The sequence below is a fragment of the Enterobacter sp. WCHEn045836 genome, from assembly GCF_003965585.1.
Lineage (GTDB): Bacteria > Pseudomonadota > Gammaproteobacteria > Enterobacterales > Enterobacteriaceae > Enterobacter > Enterobacter dissolvens.
In genome coordinates this window covers 498958-518909 of sequence record NZ_RXPT01000001.1, presented here as the reverse complement: position 1 = coordinate 518909, position 19952 = coordinate 498958, and the positions used below count along the sequence as shown (strand labels likewise).

General features: G+C 53.7%; 19 protein-coding genes. 11 read left to right on the top strand and 8 right to left on the bottom strand.

The window, feature by feature from the left end; translation table 11 throughout:
* Positions 1-201: 201 nt before the first annotated feature.
* The gene (locus EKN38_RS02380) at positions 202-1497 is read left to right on the top strand and encodes an MFS transporter (protein ID WP_043951681.1); all 1296 of its coding nucleotides are present in this window, start codon (positions 202-204) and stop codon (positions 1495-1497) included.
* On the opposite strand, the gene EKN38_RS02375 is transcribed toward EKN38_RS02380, so the two are convergent.
* The 5 genes from EKN38_RS02375 to trxC all read right to left on the bottom strand — a co-directional run bounded on the left by EKN38_RS02375 (position 1494) and on the right by trxC (position 7216).
* Positions 1494-1817 carry a YfiM family lipoprotein gene (locus EKN38_RS02375; protein WP_014832935.1) on the bottom strand — a complete coding sequence of 108 codons (324 nt, stop codon included), beginning with the start codon at positions 1815-1817 and terminating at the stop codon, positions 1494-1496. The two genes, EKN38_RS02380 and EKN38_RS02375, sit on opposite strands and share 4 nt — an antisense overlap.
* Before the next feature lie 45 nt (positions 1818-1862).
* Entirely contained in the window at positions 1863-3218 is a 1356-nt protein-coding gene (pssA, locus tag EKN38_RS02370) for a CDP-diacylglycerol--serine O-phosphatidyltransferase (RefSeq protein WP_043951680.1), read from the bottom strand.
* A gap of 110 nt (positions 3219-3328) precedes the next feature.
* Entirely contained in the window at positions 3329-5992 is a 2664-nt protein-coding gene (locus EKN38_RS02365; RefSeq protein ID WP_014832933.1) for a bifunctional acetate--CoA ligase family protein/GNAT family N-acetyltransferase, read from the bottom strand.
* Positions 5993-6027: 35 nt separating this feature from the next.
* Positions 6028-6726 carry a tRNA-uridine aminocarboxypropyltransferase gene (tapT, locus tag EKN38_RS02360; protein ID WP_014832932.1) on the bottom strand — a complete coding sequence of 233 codons (699 nt, stop codon included), beginning with the start codon at positions 6724-6726 and terminating at the stop codon, positions 6028-6030.
* Between the two features lie 70 nt (positions 6727-6796).
* Positions 6797-7216 (bottom strand): thioredoxin TrxC, encoded by a 420-nt coding sequence (gene trxC / locus EKN38_RS02355; RefSeq protein ID WP_013098330.1) that lies wholly within the window; start codon positions 7214-7216, stop codon positions 6797-6799.
* Positions 7217-7420: 204 nt separating this feature from the next.
* Between trxC and EKN38_RS02350 the strand changes: the two genes are divergently transcribed.
* Positions 7421-8506: a tRNA/rRNA methyltransferase gene (locus EKN38_RS02350; RefSeq protein WP_014832931.1), complete on the top strand. Its 1086-nt coding sequence runs from the start codon at positions 7421-7423 to the stop codon at positions 8504-8506.
* Between the two features lie 38 nt (positions 8507-8544).
* On the opposite strand, the gene ung is transcribed toward EKN38_RS02350, so the two are convergent.
* Positions 8545-9234, bottom strand: a complete 690-nt coding sequence (gene ung, locus EKN38_RS02345) for a uracil-DNA glycosylase (RefSeq protein ID WP_014832930.1) — start codon at positions 9232-9234, stop codon at positions 8545-8547.
* A 314-nt stretch (positions 9235-9548) separates the two neighbouring features.
* On the opposite strand from ung, the gene grcA reads away from it, so the two are divergent.
* Entirely contained in the window at positions 9549-9932 is a 384-nt protein-coding gene (grcA, locus tag EKN38_RS02340) for an autonomous glycyl radical cofactor GrcA (protein ID WP_013098327.1), read from the top strand.
* Positions 9933-9985: 53 nt separating this feature from the next.
* Here grcA and srmB read toward each other — a convergent pair whose 3' ends face one another.
* Entirely contained in the window at positions 9986-11314 is a 1329-nt protein-coding gene (srmB, locus tag EKN38_RS02335; protein ID WP_014832929.1) for an ATP-dependent RNA helicase SrmB, read from the bottom strand.
* Between the two features lie 132 nt (positions 11315-11446).
* On the opposite strand from srmB, the gene trmN reads away from it, so the two are divergent.
* The gene (gene trmN / locus EKN38_RS02330) at positions 11447-12184 is read left to right on the top strand and encodes a tRNA(1)(Val) (adenine(37)-N(6))-methyltransferase TrmN (protein WP_014832928.1); all 738 of its coding nucleotides are present in this window, start codon (positions 11447-11449) and stop codon (positions 12182-12184) included.
* Here the strand turns inward: trmN and nadB are convergent.
* Entirely contained in the window at positions 12169-13788 is a 1620-nt protein-coding gene (gene nadB / locus EKN38_RS02325) for an L-aspartate oxidase (protein ID WP_014832927.1), read from the bottom strand. The two genes, trmN and nadB, sit on opposite strands and share 16 nt — an antisense overlap.
* Positions 13789-14137: 349 nt before the next feature.
* Between nadB and rseD the strand changes: the two genes are divergently transcribed.
* The 7 genes from rseD (at position 14138) to lepB (ending at position 19873) form a co-directional block, all read left to right on the top strand.
* Positions 14138-14218, top strand: a complete 81-nt coding sequence (rseD, locus tag EKN38_RS02315) for a rpoE leader peptide RseD (RefSeq protein WP_225738807.1) — start codon at positions 14138-14140, stop codon at positions 14216-14218.
* The gene (rpoE, locus tag EKN38_RS02310; protein WP_006176728.1) at positions 14215-14790 is read left to right on the top strand and encodes an RNA polymerase sigma factor RpoE; all 576 of its coding nucleotides are present in this window, start codon (positions 14215-14217) and stop codon (positions 14788-14790) included. Before rseD ends, rpoE begins: the two co-directional genes overlap by 4 nt.
* Before the next feature lie 31 nt (positions 14791-14821).
* On the top strand, positions 14822-15472 hold the full coding sequence (gene rseA, locus EKN38_RS02305) for an anti-sigma-E factor RseA (RefSeq protein WP_014832926.1): 651 nt from the start codon (positions 14822-14824) through the stop codon (positions 15470-15472).
* Positions 15472-16425 carry a sigma-E factor regulatory protein RseB gene (rseB, locus tag EKN38_RS02300; protein ID WP_014832925.1) on the top strand — a complete coding sequence of 318 codons (954 nt, stop codon included), beginning with the start codon at positions 15472-15474 and terminating at the stop codon, positions 16423-16425. The genes rseA and rseB overlap by 1 nt, the downstream gene beginning before the upstream one ends.
* A complete protein-coding gene (gene rseC, locus EKN38_RS02295; RefSeq protein ID WP_014832924.1) occupies positions 16422-16898 on the top strand; it encodes a SoxR-reducing system protein RseC in 477 nt (158 codons plus the stop codon). Before rseB ends, rseC begins: the two co-directional genes overlap by 4 nt.
* Positions 16899-17083: 185 nt before the next feature.
* Complete coding sequence (gene lepA / locus EKN38_RS02290) at positions 17084-18883, top strand: translation elongation factor 4 (protein WP_013098320.1); 1800 nt, start codon at positions 17084-17086, stop codon at positions 18881-18883.
* 15 nt (positions 18884-18898) lie between these two features.
* The gene (gene lepB, locus EKN38_RS02285; RefSeq protein ID WP_014832923.1) at positions 18899-19873 is read left to right on the top strand and encodes a signal peptidase I; all 975 of its coding nucleotides are present in this window, start codon (positions 18899-18901) and stop codon (positions 19871-19873) included.
* The last annotated feature ends 79 nt before the right edge of the window (positions 19874-19952 follow it).

Genomic DNA, 19952 nt, shown 5'->3' with positions numbered 1-19952 from the left:
TTTCTGCGGAAGAGGGGCGGGGTGAGGGCATCAGACCGCACTATTCCCCTCCTGGGCTTTCTCCTGGAACTTACCTTGCTAACGAAATTTGTGATCTCCCTCGCAATGTTATTTATAACAAAATAATAACATTTAATTTACAAGGTATTGAGTTCCTTCAGAACTCAACATGCCGTTGTTTATGGCAGGAGTATAATCATAATGACCGAAAGCATTACATCGAACGGGACGCTGGTTGCCAGTGATACCCGAAGAAGGGTATGGGCAATCGTTAGTGCCTCATCCGGGAACCTGGTTGAATGGTTCGACTTTTACGTCTACTCATTCTGTTCACTTTACTTCGCACATATTTTCTTCCCATCAGGAAACACCACAACGCAGCTACTGCAAACGGCAGGTGTATTTGCAGCAGGATTCTTAATGCGGCCGATTGGCGGCTGGTTGTTTGGCCGTATCGCAGACCGTCGCGGGCGTAAAACCTCCATGCTGATCTCGGTCTGCATGATGTGTTTTGGTTCCCTTATCATCGCCTGTCTGCCGGGGTATGACGCTATCGGAACCTGGGCTCCCGCCCTTTTATTGCTGGCTCGTTTATTCCAGGGACTCTCCGTTGGGGGAGAGTACGGCACCAGCGCCACGTACATGAGTGAAATTGCACTTGAAGGTCGGAAGGGTTTTTATGCCTCTTTTCAGTACGTCACGCTCATTGGTGGTCAGCTGCTGGCCATTCTGGTTGTCGTGATCCTGCAGCAGATCCTCACAGACAGCCAGCTTCATGAATGGGGATGGCGAATTCCTTTCGCGATGGGGGCTGCACTGGCGATCGTGGCGCTTTGGCTGCGCCGTCAGTTAGACGAAACCTCGCAAAAAGAGGTCAGGACGCTGAAGGAAGCGGGATCGTTTAAAGGACTGTGGCGAAATCGCAAAGCCTTCCTGATGGTTCTGGGTTTCACCGCCGGTGGTTCACTCAGTTTTTATACTTTTACCACCTACATGCAAAAGTATCTGGTGAACACCACAGGTATGCACGCCAACGTCGCCAGCGTCATCATGACCATCGCGCTGTTCGTCTTTATGCTGATCCAGCCGATTATCGGTGCACTCTCGGATAAGATTGGCCGTCGTACATCGATGCTGATTTTTGGGGGCATGTCCGCCTTATGTACCGTCCCCATTTTAACCGCGCTTCAGCATGTTTCATCCCCTTATGCCGCATTTGCTCTGGTGATGCTGGCGATGGTGATTGTGAGTTTTTATACCTCGATCAGCGGGATACTAAAGGCCGAGATGTTCCCGGCACAGGTGCGTGCTTTGGGGGTAGGGCTTTCTTATGCGGTCGCCAATGCCCTGTTTGGTGGTTCGGCAGAGTACGTTGCGCTGTCTCTTAAATCATGGGGAAGCGAAACGACATTCTTCTGGTATGTGACGATCATGGGGGCGCTGGCCTTTATCGTATCCCTGATGTTGCATCGTAAAGGGAAAGGTATTCGTCTTTAATAATGCGCCATCTGCCACACAGCATAGCCGGTCGTGGCACCGGCGACATCCCAGGCAAAATCCTTCCAGCTCCAGCCGCTCCCTGAGGGGCGGCTATCCCACAACTCTTTAGATGCCCCAAGGCTGACTGAGAACATCAGGCCGATTGCTGCACTACGATCCCGGCTATATCCCTGGTGCTGAGCATACTCATTACCGGCAGCGGACAACATCGCGGATGCGAGGAAGTGTTGCGCTTTATCCTGGCCGGACCAACTATCGTTCGCCATATGGCTACAGCCGGTTAAACAGAGGGTCATGAGTAACAAAGGAAGACGCATCAACAGCTCCATAAAAAAAGCCCTGCGAGTGGCAGGGCCTGGATATTACAGAATACGGCTGATAAGACGGTCGATACGGATGCGACGTAAACGGCGAATAAGCTTACGGACCTTCACCGGATAATCGGCAATGCTCTGTAGCTCACGGTAATGACGAACCACCGTCGTATGTGTACGAATAAGTTCCAACTCACGTTCACGCTGCGCGGCCAGTTCATGCTGTGGATCGTGGATCAGAATCGCGTTTTCCAGATCCAGACGCCAGGCACGAGGGTTCAGGTTGTTGCCGGTCAGCAGCATCCATTCATCATCAACCCACATCCCTTTGAGATGGTAGCTGTTATCTTCATCTTTCCAGAGACGCACCACCAGTTGGTCGGTATTCACGTAATACTGCAAGCGACTCAGGAAACGACGCAGGTTAATCTCATAAAGGTAGGGCAGGGCGCCGATGATTTTGAAGGGTTGATCTTCAGGAATGAAAAAGTCATTAGCCGTTTTATCACCGACAATAATTTCCACTTTTTTACCGTCGCGCAGCAGCTGAATGATATTGCGCACCAGCACGGCGGGAAGGTTAAAGTACGGCGTACAGATAGTGAGTTTCTGCTCCGCACATGGCATCAGGTGGAAAATCGTTTTGTTCAACAGGCTGGATTTGCCTAACCCCACCAGAGGCGTAACGGACAGCTCTTCGTTGTTTGCATCCCCCTGGAAATGATACACCGCATCGCGCAGCTCCTGGCGGAATGCGCGAACGTCATTTTTGATTTCCGGGCTTTTCGGACGATGGGGATCGTCAAGGCGATTCACACCGCGGCCATGTACCAGATGCTTATCGACCCAGTTAAACATAATGTCAGCCATCTGCGGATTACGGATCAGATGGTAGCGGTCGTAGCGATACTTATCGAGCTGATGGAGGTAAACATCATTCAGACTCGCGCCACTGTAAAGGACGCTGTCATCAATGATGAATCCTTTGAAATGCAGTACGCCAAGCGCTTCACGGGTATTCACCGGCACCCCGTAAACGGGGACATCAACGCCAGGGTTTTCCTGCGCTGTGCGGCAATACCAGTCTGCGTTTGTATTTGAGGCGGCAGCGCCAATACGGCCACGCTGAGCGCGGTGCCAGTCAACCAGCACGCGAACATCCAGTTCAGGACGCTGACGTTTGGCTTCGTAGAGCGCATTCAGGATCGCGCGCCCACCTTCATCTTGTTCAAGATAGAGTGCCACAATGCAAATGCGTCGCGTGGCGCTGGCAATCTTTTCCAGAAGCGTCTCCCGAAAATGAGCGGGAGCGTAAAAGAACTCTACATCATCAACTGACTGAGAAATCTTCGGTAGTTGAGCAAGGTGTTGTTGATGTTTATTACGCTTAAATTTTGACAACATCACAGTGCGTTTCTTCTCTGTTCATTGAAGGGTTGTCTGTACCATGCAAACAACATAAGCGGACAATGATACCACCAGTCCCGTCCAAAGTGGGTAACATTTCCAGTAGCTTACTCGGGTTTATCCGGCGATTTCAGACTGAGGGAGAGGGCAACAATACCCTCGTCCAGCTGAATATCAACGTCAAAACCGAGTTTTCGCGCCAGGGTCACCATACCGCGATTGTTTGGCATAGTAATGCCATTCAGGCGTAACAATCCGTGATCGCGCGTATAACTGATGAGTTTTTCCAGTAGCCGCCGCCCAAGGCCCAGGCCTTTTAGATCAGAGCGCACCAGCACAGCAAACTCCGCATCGACGTTATCCGGATCTGATATAGCACGCGTCACGCCAAGGATCTCATCACCGTTGTCGGAACGACGAACGGCGACAAAGGCCATTTCTCGATCGTAGTCGATCTGGGTCATATTGGCTAAATCATCATGGGTAAATTCGTTGATTTCGCTGAAGTAGCGATAGTAAAGATCCTCTTTCGTGACCTGAGAGATAAACGTCCGCAGCTGCGGTTCATCTTCCGGCAAAATCGGGCGAAACAGCGAACGCTCACCGTTTTTCATCTCCACCCACTCTTCCAGCTGCAGAGGATAAGGACGGATCGCCAGACGGCTCTCTCTGTCGCCGTCGAATGGTGCGATATCCAGCGTGACGTCCAGCGCCGTAAATTCATTGCCGGAGGCGAGCAGAGGATGAATGTCCAGCCGCTGGATCTCCGCGCAATCGACTATCAGGTTAGAGACCTGCACCAGGAACTGGCTTAACCCCGCAATATCGAGCGGACGCAGGGCGCTCCGGCCACGGATTTTTTTGCTTTTGATGGCCTGAATAATCAGATAGCGAGCAAGGTTCATGTTCAACGGCGGTAAGGCCACCACGGCTTGCTCTTCAGGGCGCCATTCAACGCCACCTTCGCCCAGCATGATGAGCGGGCCAAAAACCGGATCGTGTTCCACAACCACCCGTAATTCTTGCGCACCCGCGCGGTTTGCCATGCTTTGCACCAGCAGTCCGTGGATCCTTGCCTGTGGCCAGGCCATTTTTACGCGGTCGAAAATAGCATCTGCCGCTTGCTGAACTTCTGCTGCGGTTCGAAGGTACAGCATCACCCCCTGCACATCGGATTTGTGTGGAATATCCGGTGAGCGAAGCTTAAGCGCGACCGGATAGCCAATCTGTTCGGCAATATGCACCGCTTCAGCACTGTCGCTGGCGATCCAGGTCGGCAGGGTCTGCATCCCATAACTACCAAGAATGGGTTGCACTTCATGAGTATCAAGCGATGTTGCACCTTCATCGATAGCCTGTTGCAACAACCGGTGAACGTCGACGGAATTCGCCGTCAGATTACCGGGTAATGCTGGCGTTTCCCGCAACTGCTTCTGGTTACGGCGGTACTCCACCATATGCATAAAGGCGGTAATGGTACCTTCCGGTGTACGGTATGTTGGCAGCCCGGCTTCGCTGAACAGGCGTCGGGCCTCCTGCGAAGAGAACTCACCGCACCAGTTGGTGAGCAGAGTGACGTATTTACCACGTGGATGGTTACGCACCGCCTCAATGAGCGCTCTCGCGCTTTCACTGCCGGGAGCGACCGCGCTGGGGGAGTGGATAATCATCAGCGCGTCAAAATCCTGACTATCCAGCAAAATGGAGATGGCTTTGATATAGCGATCGCTACTGGCATCATCGCGTAAATCGAGGGGATTGCCGGGAGCTACGCTTGCGGGCAGGGTCTCTCTCAGGCGCTGAAGCGTCGCTTCACCGAGCGTGGCCAGCTTGCCATTACGTAACCACAGTTCGTCCAGCGCCAGGGCCGCTGGGGCTGCGCCATTACTGACAATCATCAACTTCTCCCCGCGTAACGGACGCATATGACTCAACGTCTCGACGGCGGAAAAAAGCTCGTGCGTATCCTGTACCCGCAGCAGACCTGCACGCTGGATCGCGGCATCCCAGGCGGGATCCATCCCGGAGTGGGAATGCAGCAGGCGCTGTGCTGCAGGGCTTCGTCCGCTCTTAATGACCAGGATGGGTTTATTACGTGACGCGCTGCGCGAGGCCGATACAAAACGACGGGCATCACTGAGGTGTTCAAGATACAGCAGGATCGCGCTGGTTTTACTGTCGCGCGCCAGAAAATCCAGCAGTTCATCCACGTCGATATCCAGGCTGTCACCCAGGGCGATAAAGTAGGAGAACCCCATCTCACGCTGCTGCGCCCAGTCGAGGATCGTGTTGGATACCGCAGCCGACTGCGAAATAAACGCAAGTTTGCCTTTACGGATCGGCACTGGAGAAAAGCTGGCATTCAGTCCTTGCCAGGGAGCGAGCAGCCCCAGACTGTTCGGCCCAAGAATACGCATCTGATAGCGGCTGGCGCACGCCAGAAGCTCGGGTTGCTGTTCAGGAGGAGAGGAGAGGATAATGCAGGTCTTACACCCTTTTTTGCCGAGCGATTCCAGCAATTCCGGGTTACGTTTCGCATTCGTACAAAGTACGGCCAGATCGGGTACGAAAGGCAGGCTCTGCACATCAGGCCACGCAAGCACCCCCTGAACGGCCTTATAAGTCGGTGTAACGGGCATGACGGGGCCGTTAAATCCCCCGGCCAGCAGGTTGCGCATCATCAGGTAGCCTGCGCGATCCGGTTTCATTGATGCGCCGATAACGGCTATGGATTTAGGACGTAGTAGCGCTTCTAACCCTCGCTGGCTCATGCAGGCCTCCTGTGAATGCAAGCGACCTGATGATTTTAAACGTTTTCTGTCCCGGTTGCTGTGACACTGCCCTTATGAACGGTTTTTCCCGCCAGATAGCGTTCGCGAAAACGGGAGAAATGGCTGCCCAACGCCCCAGCCGCCTCGGTATCACCCGCCAGATCCAGCAGGGCAATCGCCACTTCGGCGGTGCAGTATTGTCCGTCGGCATGGGCTTCACGTAAGCGGTAGGCCGATACGCGAGAGAGGTCGACAGAAATGACCGGCAGCGCATCAAGGTAAGGGCTTTTGCGGAACATTTTCCGCGCTTCCGTCCAGGTGCCGTCCAGCATAATAAACAGCGGCGGTTTTCCGGATGGCGGGGCTGACAATACCTGACGGTCGACGCCTGCATAAGAAGCGGGGAAAACGACCATTGGCTGATAGTCCGGGCTTGCCACTAAGTCGAGCAGGGCCTGAGGCGGCTCAGTGCGCGACCACTGAAACGCGGCGGTGTCAGGCAGAATATCGGCGATCAGACGGCCCGTATTGCTGGGTTTCATCGGTTCGGTATCAAACATGACCAGGCAAAAACGGCTTTCCGCCGTGGCCGGTACCAGCGTGTCGCACAGGCACACTTTTAACGGCAGCAGGCAGCGCTGGCAGCGACGGATGCGGTTGCCACGAGCGAGAAAAGGGCGAGTCGCGCGGGCAAGGCGTTCGGCGCGTAATTGAAGTACAGCGTTATCAGTCATGGGCGAAAGGGCAGGAAAAACCCCATTTTCGCAGAGGCGGGAACGGGGCACAAGATGTGCCCTGTGAATGTTACAGCGACTCGTTCAGCCAGCTCTCGAACGGCGCTTTGGGTACCGCGCCGTTGAGCATGTCGATGACTTCACCATTTTTGAAAATCATGATGGTTGGAATGCTACGAATACGAAAACGGGCGCTGAGCTCGCGTTCGGCCTCCGTATTCACCTTCACAAAACGCATTTTCCCGCTGCGCTCTTCGGCGACATCTTCGAAGATTGGCGCGAAGTTACGGCACGGGCCACACCATGGTGCCCAGAAATCGACAACCACCGGGAGATCGTCCTTGAGGAGTTTGTCCAGCGTAGCACCTGTAGCGTTAATCACATCGCCATCAAACAACTCATGGCCACAACGCCCGCATTTCGCACCATCCTCGATCCGATCGTCCGGAATGCGGTTAAGAGCCTGACAGTTGGCACATACGGTATTCATAACTAACCTCTGATAGAACCATGGGACAGCGGCAGTATGCCGATAATGTTTCTAATATGTTACATATTATCAATGAGCCTGTTTGAAACGACAATGCGTTTTATTCAATGAGAACAATAGTCACAGGCTTTTGTACGAAATTATGGCTATGCGCTTGCACATCGGGTAATCTGCGCGCTTCGCGCAGCGCTGGTGGAGAAAAGCATGAACGACGAAATGAAAAATAAAAGCGGCAAGGTCAAAGTGATGTATGTCCGCAGTGATGATGACTCTGATAAACGCACCCAAAATCCGCGTACCGGAAAAGGTGGCGGGCGTCCGGCGTCTTCTCGTGCAGACGGTGGCCGTCGCCCCGCCCGCGATGACAGAAATAACCGCGGTGATGACCGCAAACGTGATGACCGCAAGCGTGACGATCGCAAACGCGATGATTTTGTGCGCGAAGGTTCGTCACCATGGCGTACCGTGTCCCGCGCGCCTGGCGATGAGACGCCGGAAAAAGCCGATCACGGCGGGATCAGCGGTAAAAGCTTTATCGATCCGGAAGTGCTGCGCCGTCAGCGTGCGGAAGAGACACGCGTGTATGGCGAGAACGCCTGCCAGGCCCTGTTCCAGAGCCGCCCTGAGTGTATCGTTCGTGCCTGGTTTATCCAGAGCGTCACCCCGCGCTTTAAAGAAGCGCTGCGCTGGATGGCCGCGAACCGCAAAGCCTACCATGTGGTTGATGATGCCGAGTTGACGAAAGCGTCCGGGACTGAACACCACGGCGGTGTCTGCTTCCTGATCAAAAAACGTAACGGTACTACCGTTCAGCAGTGGGTCAGCCAGGCGGAAGCCGATGACTGTGTGCTGGCGCTGGAAGATGTGGGCAACCCGCATAACCTGGGTGCCATGATGCGCAGCTGCGCGCACTTCGGCGTGAAAGGGGTATTGCTGCAGGATGCTGCGCTGCTGGAATCCGGTGCCGCGATCCGTACTGCGGAAGGCGGTGCCGAACACGTTCAGCCGATCACCGGCGACAGCGTCCTTGATGCCATTGAACAGTTCCGTAAAGCGGGCTATTCCATTGTGACGACCTCCAGCCATGCCGGTACTCCGCTGTTTAAAGCGACACTGCCGCGTAAGATGGTGCTGGTGTTAGGTCAGGAACGCGATGGTCTGTCAGACGCGGCACTCTCGAGTGCGGATCTGAGCGTCTCTATTGACGGGACAGGCAATGTGGAAAGTCTGAACGTTTCCGTCGCGACCGGCGTGCTGCTGGCGGAATGGTGGCGTCAGAACAAAGCATAAGCTTTTTATGTGCCGGGCCAGCCCGGCACATTCATATCCTACTTGCTTTCTGCCGGTAACACGGGCATCCAGTCAATCGGCGTTTCGCCACGTTTTTCCAGCCACTCATTCGCCAGAACAAAGTGATTACAGCCAAAGAAACCGCGGTGTGCAGACAGCGGTGACGGGTGCGGCGCTTTCAGCACGTGATGACGCTGACGATCGATGATCGCCCCTTTCTTTTGCGCATGCGATCCCCACAGTAAAAACACCACTCCTTCGCGATGTTCATTGATCAGACTGATCACTTTATCGGTGAAGGTCTCCCATCCAAGGCTGGCATGAGAGTGGGCTTGCCCTGCGCGGACGGTCAGGACGGTATTCAGTAACAGCACGCCTTGATGCGCCCAGCTTTCCAGATAGCCGTGGTTTGGTCGGGTAAACCCTGGCACGGTTCCCTCAAGCTCTTTATACATATTGAGCAGAGAAGGGGGGATAGCTACGCCCGGACGGACGGAAAATGCCAGTCCATGTGCCTGCCCTGGGCCGTGATAGGGATCCTGACCGAGAATGACCACTTTCACATCACTCAGTTCGGTGTAGCGGAATGCGTTGAACACATCTTTCTGGGGCGGGTAAATCGTCTGTCCGGACTGACGTTCAGCCGCAACGGTGCTGAGGGTATTGATAAAATAAGGCTGTTGCTTTTCTTCTGCCAGCACGTCATGCCAGGTTAAAGGTGTCGTCATCTCGCTCTCCTGCGAATCTCAATCTGGGACTAGCTTAACCGTTAAATTCCCGGGTGCAAAATTACAGGTTGAAAATACACGTAAGTCACTCAATTTATGTTGAATATATGCAGGCTGAGTTGAATTGGTAAGGCTGTGAAATTGATCTGAAACAATAAATTCAGACCACACTCTTTGTGTGGTTAGGGTTTTTGTTGATTTAAATCAATAAATCGCCTTGGTGTGAATGATATATATACACACAAGAAACAATGGTTTTACCAATTGGCCGCAAGAGGCCGACACCCGTTAATGTAGCCTAAGGGAGGCAACACATGATTACAGGTATCCAGATTACTAAAGCTGCAAATGACGATCTGCTCAACTCTTTCTGGCTGCTGGACAGCGAGAAAAATGAAGCACGCTGTGTGGTAGCAAAAGCAGGTTTTGCGGAAGATGAAATTGTACCGGTTAACAAACTGGGCGAAATTGAATACCGTGAAATCCCGATGGAAGTGAAACCAGAAGTGCGTGTGGAAGGTGGTCAGCACCTGAACGTAAACGTACTGCGTCGTGAAACGCTGGAAGATGCGGTTAAGCACCCAGAAAAATACCCACAGCTGACTATCCGCGTGTCTGGCTATGCGGTGCGTTTCAACTCTCTGACCCCGGAACAGCAGCGCGACGTTATCGCGCGTACCTTTACTGAAAGCCTGTAAGGTTTTTAGCCACGGGGGTGGAACAAAAAGCCGGGACATTTCCCGGCTTTTTTTTACTCTTCAGTTTTCGTTTCTGACGCTGCAGCGCTTGGCTTGCGACGTTTACCAATGTTTTTGGTATCGCGGTGACGCTGCTTCACGCGCGGCTTCTCTTTTTCTTTCTCTTTTCTCTCCGCCCGTTTCGCGAGCGCTTTCTTGGACGGTTTGCCCGTCATTTTTTCACTCGGTGCACGCGTGGTCGGACGCAGTCCATCAATGACGCGCGCTTTCAGCGGCTCGTCGACATAGCGGCCAATTTTCTGCAACAGCAGGTAGTCATGTGCTTCGACCAGAGAAATGGCAATACCCTTGCGGCCTGCACGACCGGTACGGCCAATGCGGTGCAGATAGGTATCTCCGCTGCGAGGCATATCGAAGTTGATCACATGGCTCACGTCCGGGATGTCGATCCCGCGCGCGGCAACGTCTGTTGCGACCAGCACGTTAACGCGGCCATCGGTCAGACGCTTAATGCCTTCGGTACGTTTCACCTGCGCCATCTCACCTTCGAGATAGCAATTGTTGATCCCGGCATTACGCAGCATTTCAGCCAGCTCATGCACACGCTCACGCTTACGCACAAACACGATGGTGCGGGTGGCGTCTTCCTGCTTAAGCAGGTGTTTCAGCAACTCAACCTTGTGCTCAAGATTATCTGCGCGGTAATACCACTGGTGGATCTTCTTGCGCTCACGGGTAGATGGCGTTGCTGACACTTCCACCGGATCTTCCAGCAGACGCTCTGCAAAGTCTTTGATCGCATCCCCTTCGAGGGTGGCTGAGAACAGCATTGTCTGGTTACGCCAGCGCGTTTCACCGGCGATATGTTCGATATCCTGCGCGAAGCCCATGTCCAGCATACGGTCGGCTTCGTCCAGAATCAGGGTTTCTACCGCGCGGCAGTCAAAGTTCTCTTCTTTAATGTACTGCAGCAAACGGCCCGTCGTTGCAACGACGATGTCCTGGTTTTCGCTGAACACTTCGGCGTGGTTCATATACGCAACGCCGCCGGTGATCGTAGCGATATCCAGATGGGTATTCGCTGCCAGCTCGCGTGCGTGATCGGCAACCTGCATTGCCAGTTCACGGGTAGGCGTCAGGATCAAAATACGCGGCGGGCCTGATTTTTTACGTGGAAAATCGAGCAGATGCTGCAACACAGGCAGCAAGTAGGCTGCTGTCTTCCCCGTGCCGGTTGGCGCAGAACCGAGCACATCGCGGCCCTCAAGCGCAGGCGGAATGGCCGCTGCCTGAATGGCGGTCGGGCGTGTAAAGCCTTTGCTCTCAAGTGCATTGAGCAGGCTTTCATCGAGTTCAAGTTCGGAAAAAGTCGTTACAGTCATGTTCTACCTCTGTGTGGGGCGCTGATTATAGACGTTACGGCTGTAATCTTCATCTGTTTGTATGGATATCGCTTTTCGGCCACTTCGCTTTCCCCTATGCTACTCCAGTTTCACTTAGAAGGTTGCCCTGACATGTCTCAACTCAAAGCGCAGTTGCGCCGCGATGGTTTTACGTTTAAACAGTTTTTTGTTGCTCACGATCGCTGTGCAATGAAAGTCGGTACAGACGGTATTCTACTGGGAGCGTGGGCGCCTGTCGCAGGGGTAAAGCGTATTCTGGATATTGGTACCGGCAGTGGGCTGCTGGCACTGATGCTGGCGCAGCGCACGGAAGAGCCTGTCACGATTGATGCGGTTGAACTGGATACGCAGGCCGCAGGGCAGGCGAGTGAAAATGCCCGCGAATCCCCATGGGCAAGCCGGATAAAGGTTGAATGCGCAGACGTGCTGGCCTGGGCGCCAGAGCAAACGGCGCGTTACGACTTGATCGTCAGTAATCCTCCCTACTACGCACCCGGTGTGGAGTGTGGTACGCCTGAGCGAGAACAGGCTCGCTATACCGGTTCGCTCGATCATAAAGCACTGCTGACCAGCGCGGCGGAGTTGATCTCAGAGGAAGGCTTCTTCTGCGTGGTGCTTCCCGAAAGTACCGGCAATACCTTTATTGATATTGCCCGCGAGATAGGCTGGAACTTACGACTTCGTACCGATATCTCGGATACGGAAGGGCGTTTGCCGCACAGGGTACTGCTGGCGCTCTCGCCAAAAGAGGGGGAATGCTTTAACGACAGGATGGTTATCCGTGGGCCAGACCAGCGTTACTCCGACGATTACACTGCCCTGACCCAGGCGTTTTATCTGTTTATGTGACGCTGCGGGGAGAGTATCGACGGGCCGGATTCCGGCAACGGATCAGGATAGTCCAGAGTATAGTGTAAGCCCCGGCTCTCTTTACGCATCATCGCGCAGCGAACGATCAACTCGGCAACCTGCACCAGATTCCGCAGCTCCAGCAGATTGTTGGAGACGCGGAAGTTGGCATAATACTCATCAATTTCCTGCTGCAGCATTGTGATACGGCGTAGAGCACGCTCAAGACGTTTCGTTGTGCGTACAATGCCAACGTAGTCCCACATAAATAGCCGAAGCTCATGCCAGTTATGCTGGATAACAACCAGCTCATCCGGGTTTTCCACGCGGCTCTCGTCCCAGGCCGGTAAGTGCTCAGCCTGGCGGGCATACGGCATGCGTTTAGTGATATCCACCGCTGCAGACCAGCCATAAACCAGACACTCCAGCAATGAGTTGGACGCCATGCGGTTCGCGCCATGCAGACCGGTATAGCTCACCTCGCCAATGGCATACAAACCATCCACATCCGTACGGCCATGATCGTCAACCATGACGCCACCGCAGGTATAGTGAGCGGCTGGCACAATCGGTACCGGCTCACGCGTCAAATCAATCCCCAGGCTGAGCAGCTTTTCATAAATCATCGGGAAATGCTGACGAATAAACTCAGCCGGTTTGTGGCTGATATCCAGATACATGCAATCTACGCCAAGGCGTTTCATCTCGTGGTCGATAGCGCGGGCGACAATATCACGTGGCGCGAGCTCGCCTCTCGGGTCAAAGTCCGGCATAAAACGTGAGCCGTCCGGGCGCTTCAGATACGCGCCTTCACCGCGCAGGGCTTCTGTCAGCAGGAAGTTGCGCGCCTGAGGATGGAAAAGGGCGGTCGGGTGAAACTGGTTGAACTCAAGGTTGGCGACACGGCAGCCGGCGCGCCAGGCCATGGCGATACCATCACCGGAGGCGATGTCCGGGTTGGTGGTGTACTGATACACTTTGGAGGCGCCACCTGTGGCCAGTACCACGGCTTTTGCCTGGCAGGTTTCCACTTTCTCTTTATTACGATTCCAGACCCAGGCCCCCACCACGCGGCGTGTGCCAGGCAGGCCAATCTTGTCGGAAATAATCAGGTCAACGGCATTACTGCGTTCAAGCACCCGTATATTAGGATGGCTGAGCGCTTTACTGACCAGCGTCGTTTCCACCGCTTTCCCGGTGGCATCTGCAGCGTGCAGGATCCGGCGATGACTGTGTCCGCCTTCCCGGGTCAGGTGATAGCTCTCTTCACCGTTTGGCTGAACCTGAGTATCAAACAGTACGCCCTGGTCAATAAGCCACTGAACGCAGTGACGTGCATTGCTGGCGACGAATTCCGCAGCATGTTCATCCACAATCCCCGCCCCGGCAACCAACGTGTCTTCAACATGTGACGCAATGCTGTCCGTTTCATCAAACACGGCGGCGATCCCGCCCTGGGCATAAAATGTGGAACCTTCGCTCATCGGCCCTTTACTCAGAACAATTACGTTCTGGTGCTCAGCCAGACGCAGCGCCAGCGAGAGACCCGCAGCGCCGCTGCCGATGATCAGTACATCACAATGAAGTTCAGGTGTTGTATTCATAATTCTTGTTTAATTTACTAAACAGTGTATGGGCAGAATAGCACCTGAATGCGAGATATCGCACGTTTTTTTTAATCCTCGTTGCAATGACTAAACGCAGCGGTTCAGATTTCTGGCGTGTAAAAGAAGGAAAATATTTTGCGAAGCAGATCGTTAGCTTCAGATTTTGTGGTGAAATAAAGCCTGGGTTGAGATACTCTTCTGACCGGAAATGAGATGTTTGAAGTCAGAAAGTGGGTGTGTATCGTGAACAGACTTATAATGAGAGAAAATAAACAGTCTGTGACGCGATGAACAAAAACAAAGGCGTTACGGAACTTATTGAAGAATAGACACTCAAACTCGGTGCTTGCTCAAAAGTGCGGGATTTGTAGAGTGGCGTTTCGATAGCGCGTGGAATTTAGGTTTGGGGAGACATTACCTCGGATGAGCGAGCAGTTAACGGACCAGGTCCTGGTTGAACGGGTCCAGAAGGGAGATCAGAAAGCCTTTAACCTACTGGTGGTGCGCTACCAGCATAAGGTGGCGAGTTTGGTTTCCCGCTATGTACCGTCAGGTGATGTGCCTGATGTAGTACAAGAGTCTTTTATTAAGGCCTATCGTGCGCTGGACTCGTTCCGGGGAGATAGTGCTTTTTATACCTGGCTGTACCGTATTGCGGTCAATACGGCAAAGAATTATCTGGTCGCTCAGGGCCGTCGTCCGCCTTCAAGTGATGTGGACGCAATCGACGCTGAAAACTTCGAAAGTGGCGGCGCGCTGAAAGAAATTTCGAACCCTGAGAACTTAATGTTGTCAGAAGAACTGAGACAAATTGTTTTTCGTACGATCGAGTCGCTCCCGGAAGATTTACGCATGGCAATTACGTTACGGGAGCTTGATGGTCTGAGCTATGAAGAGATAGCCGCTATCATGGATTGTCCGGTCGGCACGGTACGTTCTCGAATTTTCCGTGCGCGAGAAGCTATTGATAATAAAGTTCAACCGCTTATCAGGCGTTGACGATAGCGGGATACTGGAAAAGGTATTAGGCATGCAGAAAGAAAAACTTTCCGCTTTAATGGATGGTGAAACGCTGGATAGTGAGCTGCTCAACGAGCTGTCTCATTCTCCCGAAATGCAAGAGACCTGGGAGAGCTACCATCTCATCCGTGACACCCTTCGCGGTGACACCGGCGAGGTTCTCCATTTCGATATCTCAGCCCGCGTGATGGCGGCCATCGAGAATGAGCCTGTTCATCAGACCACTCCGCTGATTCCTGAAGCTCAACCCGCGCCTCACCAGTGGCAGAAAATGCCGTTCTGGCAGAAGGTGCGCCCGTGGGCCAGTCAACTTACCCAAATGGGTGTGGCCGCATGCGTATCGCTTGCAGTTATCGTTGGCGTCCAGCACTATAATACTCAGTCTGAAACTAATCAGCAGCCAGAAGCGCCAGTGTTCAACACACTGCCGATGATGGGCAAAGCCAGCCCGGTAAGTTTGGGTGTACCGGCTGATGCCTCCGCCAGCGGCGGTCAGCAACAGCAGGTTCAGGAGCAGCGCCGTCGCATTAATGCGATGTTGCAGGATTATGAGTTGCAGCGTCGTCTGCACTCTGAACAGCTTCAGTTTGAGCAGGCACAAACCCAGCAGGCTGCTGTGCAGGTGCCAGGAAACCAAACTTTAGGAACGCAATCGCAGTAATGAAGCAACTTTGGTTCGCCATGTCTTTGATGGCGGGTAGCCTGTTCTTCTCTGCCAACGCCTCGGCTGATGTTTCATCCGGGGCGTTGTTGCAGCAAATGAATCTGGCCAGCCAGTCACTCAACTACGAGTTGGCATTTATCAGCATCAATAAGCAGGGTGTCGAGTCGTTACGCTATCGCCATGCCCGTCTTGATAATCAGCCGCTCGCGCAACTTTTACAAATGGATGGCCCGCGTCGGGAAGTCGTCCAGCGTGGTAACGAAATTAGCTATTTCGAGCCAGGCCTGGAACCTTTCACGCTCAATGGCGACTATATTGTTGATTCCCTGCCATCGCTGATCTACACCGACTTCAAGCGTCTGGCCCCTTACTACGATTTTATTTCGGTAGGGCGGACGCGCATCGCCGACAGACTGTGTGAAGTGATCCGCGTTGTCGCCCGCGACGGGACGCGTTACAGCTACATTGTCTGGGTTGATGCTGAAACCAAGCTCCCTATGCGCGTAGACCTGCTTGACCGCGACGGTGAGACGCTGGAACAGTTCCGCGTGATCTCCTTTAGCGTCAACAATCAGGTGGGTAATAGCATGCAGAATCTGGCGAAAGCCAGCCTGCCGCCATTGCTTTCCGTTCCGGCCGGAGATTCCGTGAATTTCAACTGGGTCCCTTCCTGGATCCCGCAAGGCTTTACTGAAGTCTCAAGTAGCCGCCGTCAACTGCCTACCATTGAAACACCGGTTGAATCTCGCCTCTACTCAGATGGGTTGTTCAGCTTCTCGGTGAACATCAATCGCGCGACGGCAAACAGTTCAGAACAAATGCTGCGTACCGGACGTCGGACTGTCAGCACCACGGTACGTGACAACGCAGAGATCACCATTGTCGGTGAATTACCGCCGCAAACGGCGAAGCGAATTTCCGACAGCATTAAATTCAGGGCTGCGCAATGATTAAAGAGTGGGCTACGGTTGTATCATGGCAGGAGGGGATTGCGCTGGTAAGCTGTGATGTGAAAGCCTCATGTAATAGTTGTGCATCCAGAGCCGGTTGCGGCAGTCGTGTGCTGAATAAGCTTGGGCCGCAAACGTCGCACACCCTTACCGTGCCGAGCGAACAACCGCTGGTGGCTGGACAGAAAGTGGAGCTGGGCATTGCCGAAGGCAGCCTGCTGGGTTCCGCAATGCTGGTTTACCTCTCCCCGCTGGTGGGGCTCTTTGTGATGGGCGGCGTATTTCAGACACTGTTTGGTACCGATGTGGCCGCCATGTGCGGAGCCGCATTGGGTGGTGTGGGAGGTTTTTGGCTTGCCAAAGGCTTCTCCCCCAGGCTTGCAGCCCGCGAAGCGTGGCAGCCTGTTATTCTCAGCGTAGGGCTGGCACCAGACCAACTTCGTGTTGAGACGCTCTCCTCTGAGGCCCGGTGATCCATCGGGCTTTATCATTATTTACATCTTAAAAAAGAAAACGCCATTTCTTCACGCTATACCTGGCGCTAAGTGCATTTCCAGGTAACGGGGATGTAGTGTAGAATGCTGCGTTTTCGCACTGAAAAACGTCAGGCTAAGAACAGCGGCCTCCAGGAATTCGTAAGGCATAATTATTTAACTATATGAAGAACATACGTAACTTTTCGATCATTGCTCACATTGACCACGGTAAGTCGACGCTGTCTGACCGTATTATCCAGATTTGCGGTGGCCTGTCTGATCGTGAAATGGAAGCCCAGGTTCTGGACTCCATGGACCTGGAACGCGAACGTGGTATCACCATTAAAGCGCAGAGCGTCACGCTCGATTATAAGGCGGCTGATGGTGAAACCTATCAACTGAACTTTATCGACACCCCAGGCCACGTTGACTTCTCCTATGAAGTTTCACGCTCGCTGGCAGCCTGTGAAGGCGCACTGCTGGTGGTGGATGCGGGGCAGGGCGTAGAAGCCCAGACCCTGGCAAACTGCTACACCGCGATGGAAATGGATCTCGAGGTGGTGCCGGTTCTGAACAAAATCGACCTGCCTGCCGCTGACCCTGAGCGCGTGGCGGAAGAGATTGAAGATATCGTCGGGATTGACGCGACCGATGCCGTGCGTTGCTCGGCCAAAACCGGTGTGGGCGTTACCGATGTGCTGGAACGTCTGGTGCGTGATATTCCGCCACCAGAAGGTGATCCGGATGCTCCACTGCAGGCGCTGATTATCGACTCATGGTTCGATAACTACCTGGGCGTGGTCTCGCTGGTGCGTATTAAAAACGGCACCATGCGTAAAGGCGACAAAATTAAAGTGATGAGTACCGGCCAGGTCTACAACGCAGACCGTCTCGGGATCTTCACACCAAAACAGGTTGACCGTACCGAGCTGAAATGCGGCGAGGTGGGCTGGCTGGTTTGTGCCATTAAAGACATTCTCGGTGCGCCAGTGGGCGATACCCTGACCGGTGCGCGTAACCCGGCAGAGAAAGCGCTGCCTGGCTTCAAAAAGGTGAAACCCCAGGTGTATGCGGGTCTGTTCCCGGTCAGCTCTGACGATTACGAGAACTTCCGCGATGCGCTCGGCAAGCTGAGCCTGAACGATGCCTCCCTGTTCTATGAGCCAGAAAGCTCAACGGCGCTCGGCTTCGGCTTCCGTTGCGGCTTCCTTGGTCTGCTGCACATGGAGATCATTCAGGAACGTCTGGAGCGTGAATACGATCTGGATCTGATCACCACCGCGCCGACCGTAGTCTACGAAGTGCAGACCACCAACAAAGAGATCGTCTACGTCGACAGCCCGTCCAAGCTGCCGCCGCTGAACAACATCGATGAGTTGCGTGAGCCTATCGCAGAGTGTCATATGCTGCTGCCGCAGGAATATCTGGGTAACGTCATCACGCTGTGCGTTGAGAAGCGTGGTGTTCAGACCAACATGGTTTACCACGGTAACCAGGTCGCGCTGACCTACGAAATCCCGATGGCGGAAGTGGTTCTCGACTTCTTCGACCGTCTGAAGTCTACCTCTCGTGGCTATGCGTCACTGGATTACAACTTCAAACGCTTCCAGGCTTCAAACATGGTGCGTGTGGACGTGCTGATCAACGGCGAACGTGTTGATGCGCTGGCGCTGATCACCCACAACGACAATGCGCCATACCGTGGCCGTGAACTGGTTGAGAAGATGAAAGATCTGATCCCACGTCAGCAGTTTGATATCGCGATTCAGGCGGCCATCGGTAACCACATTATCGCCCGCTCTACCGTGAAACAGCTGCGTAAAAACGTTCTGGCGAAATGCTATGGCGGTGACGTCAGCCGTAAGAAAAAGCTGCTGCAGAAGCAGAAAGAAGGTAAGAAGCGTATGAAGCAGGTCGGTAACGTCGAGCTGCCGCAGGAAGCATTCCTTGCCATCCTTCATGTTGGTAAAGACGGCAAATAACCCTAAGGAGTTGGCATGGCGAACATGTTTGCCCTGATCCTGGTCATCGCTACCCTGGTGACAGGTCTGTTGTGGTGTCTGGATAAGTTTATTTTCGCCCCAAAACGCCGTGAACGTCAGGCTGCCGCGCAGGCAGCCACAGGTGATGGGCTTGATGCGAAAACCCTTAAGAAAGTTGGCCCGAAACCGGGCTGGCTGGAGACCGGGGCATCGGTATTCCCGGTGCTGGCGATTGTGCTGGTGGTGCGTTCGTTTATTTACGAGCCGTTCCAAATCCCGTCAGGCTCCATGATGCCAACGCTGCTGATTGGTGATTTTATTCTGGTCGAGAAGTTTGCCTATGGCATCAAAGATCCGATCTACCAGAAAACGCTGATCGAAACGGGCCATCCGAAACGTGGCGACATTGTGGTGTTTAAATACCCGGACGATCCACGCCTTGACTACATCAAGCGCGCGGTGGGTCTGCCGGGTGATAAAGTCACCTACGATCCGGTTGCCAAAGAAGTGACCGTTCAGCCTGGCTGCAGCTCCGGTACCGCGTGTGAAAACGCGCTGCCAATCACCTACTCAAACGTTGAGCCGAGTGATTTTGTGCAGACCTTTGCCCGTCGTAACGGCGGTGAAGCGACCAACGGTTTCTTCCAGGTGCCGAAAGATGAAACCAAAGAGAACGGTATTCGTCTGGTCGAACGTAAAGAGACGCTGGGTGATGTGACGCACCGGATCCTGACCGTACCCATTGCCCAGGATCAGGTGGGGATGTATTACAAACAGCCGGGTCAGCAACTGGCCAGTTGGATCGTCCCGCCGGGACACTACTTCATGATGGGTGATAACCGCGATAATTCCGCGGACAGCCGTTACTGGGGCTTTGTGCCGGAAGCGAATCTGGTAGGTAAAGCAACCGCAATCTGGATGAGTTTTGAGAAGCAGGAAGGCGAATGGCCGACCGGGGTTCGCCTGAATCGTATTGGCGGGATCCATTAATTCTCAATAATTGAACACGTAGTCGCTTTAATTAGCGGCTACGTGAATTATTTCAGCGATAAATCTCTTCGAACTAACG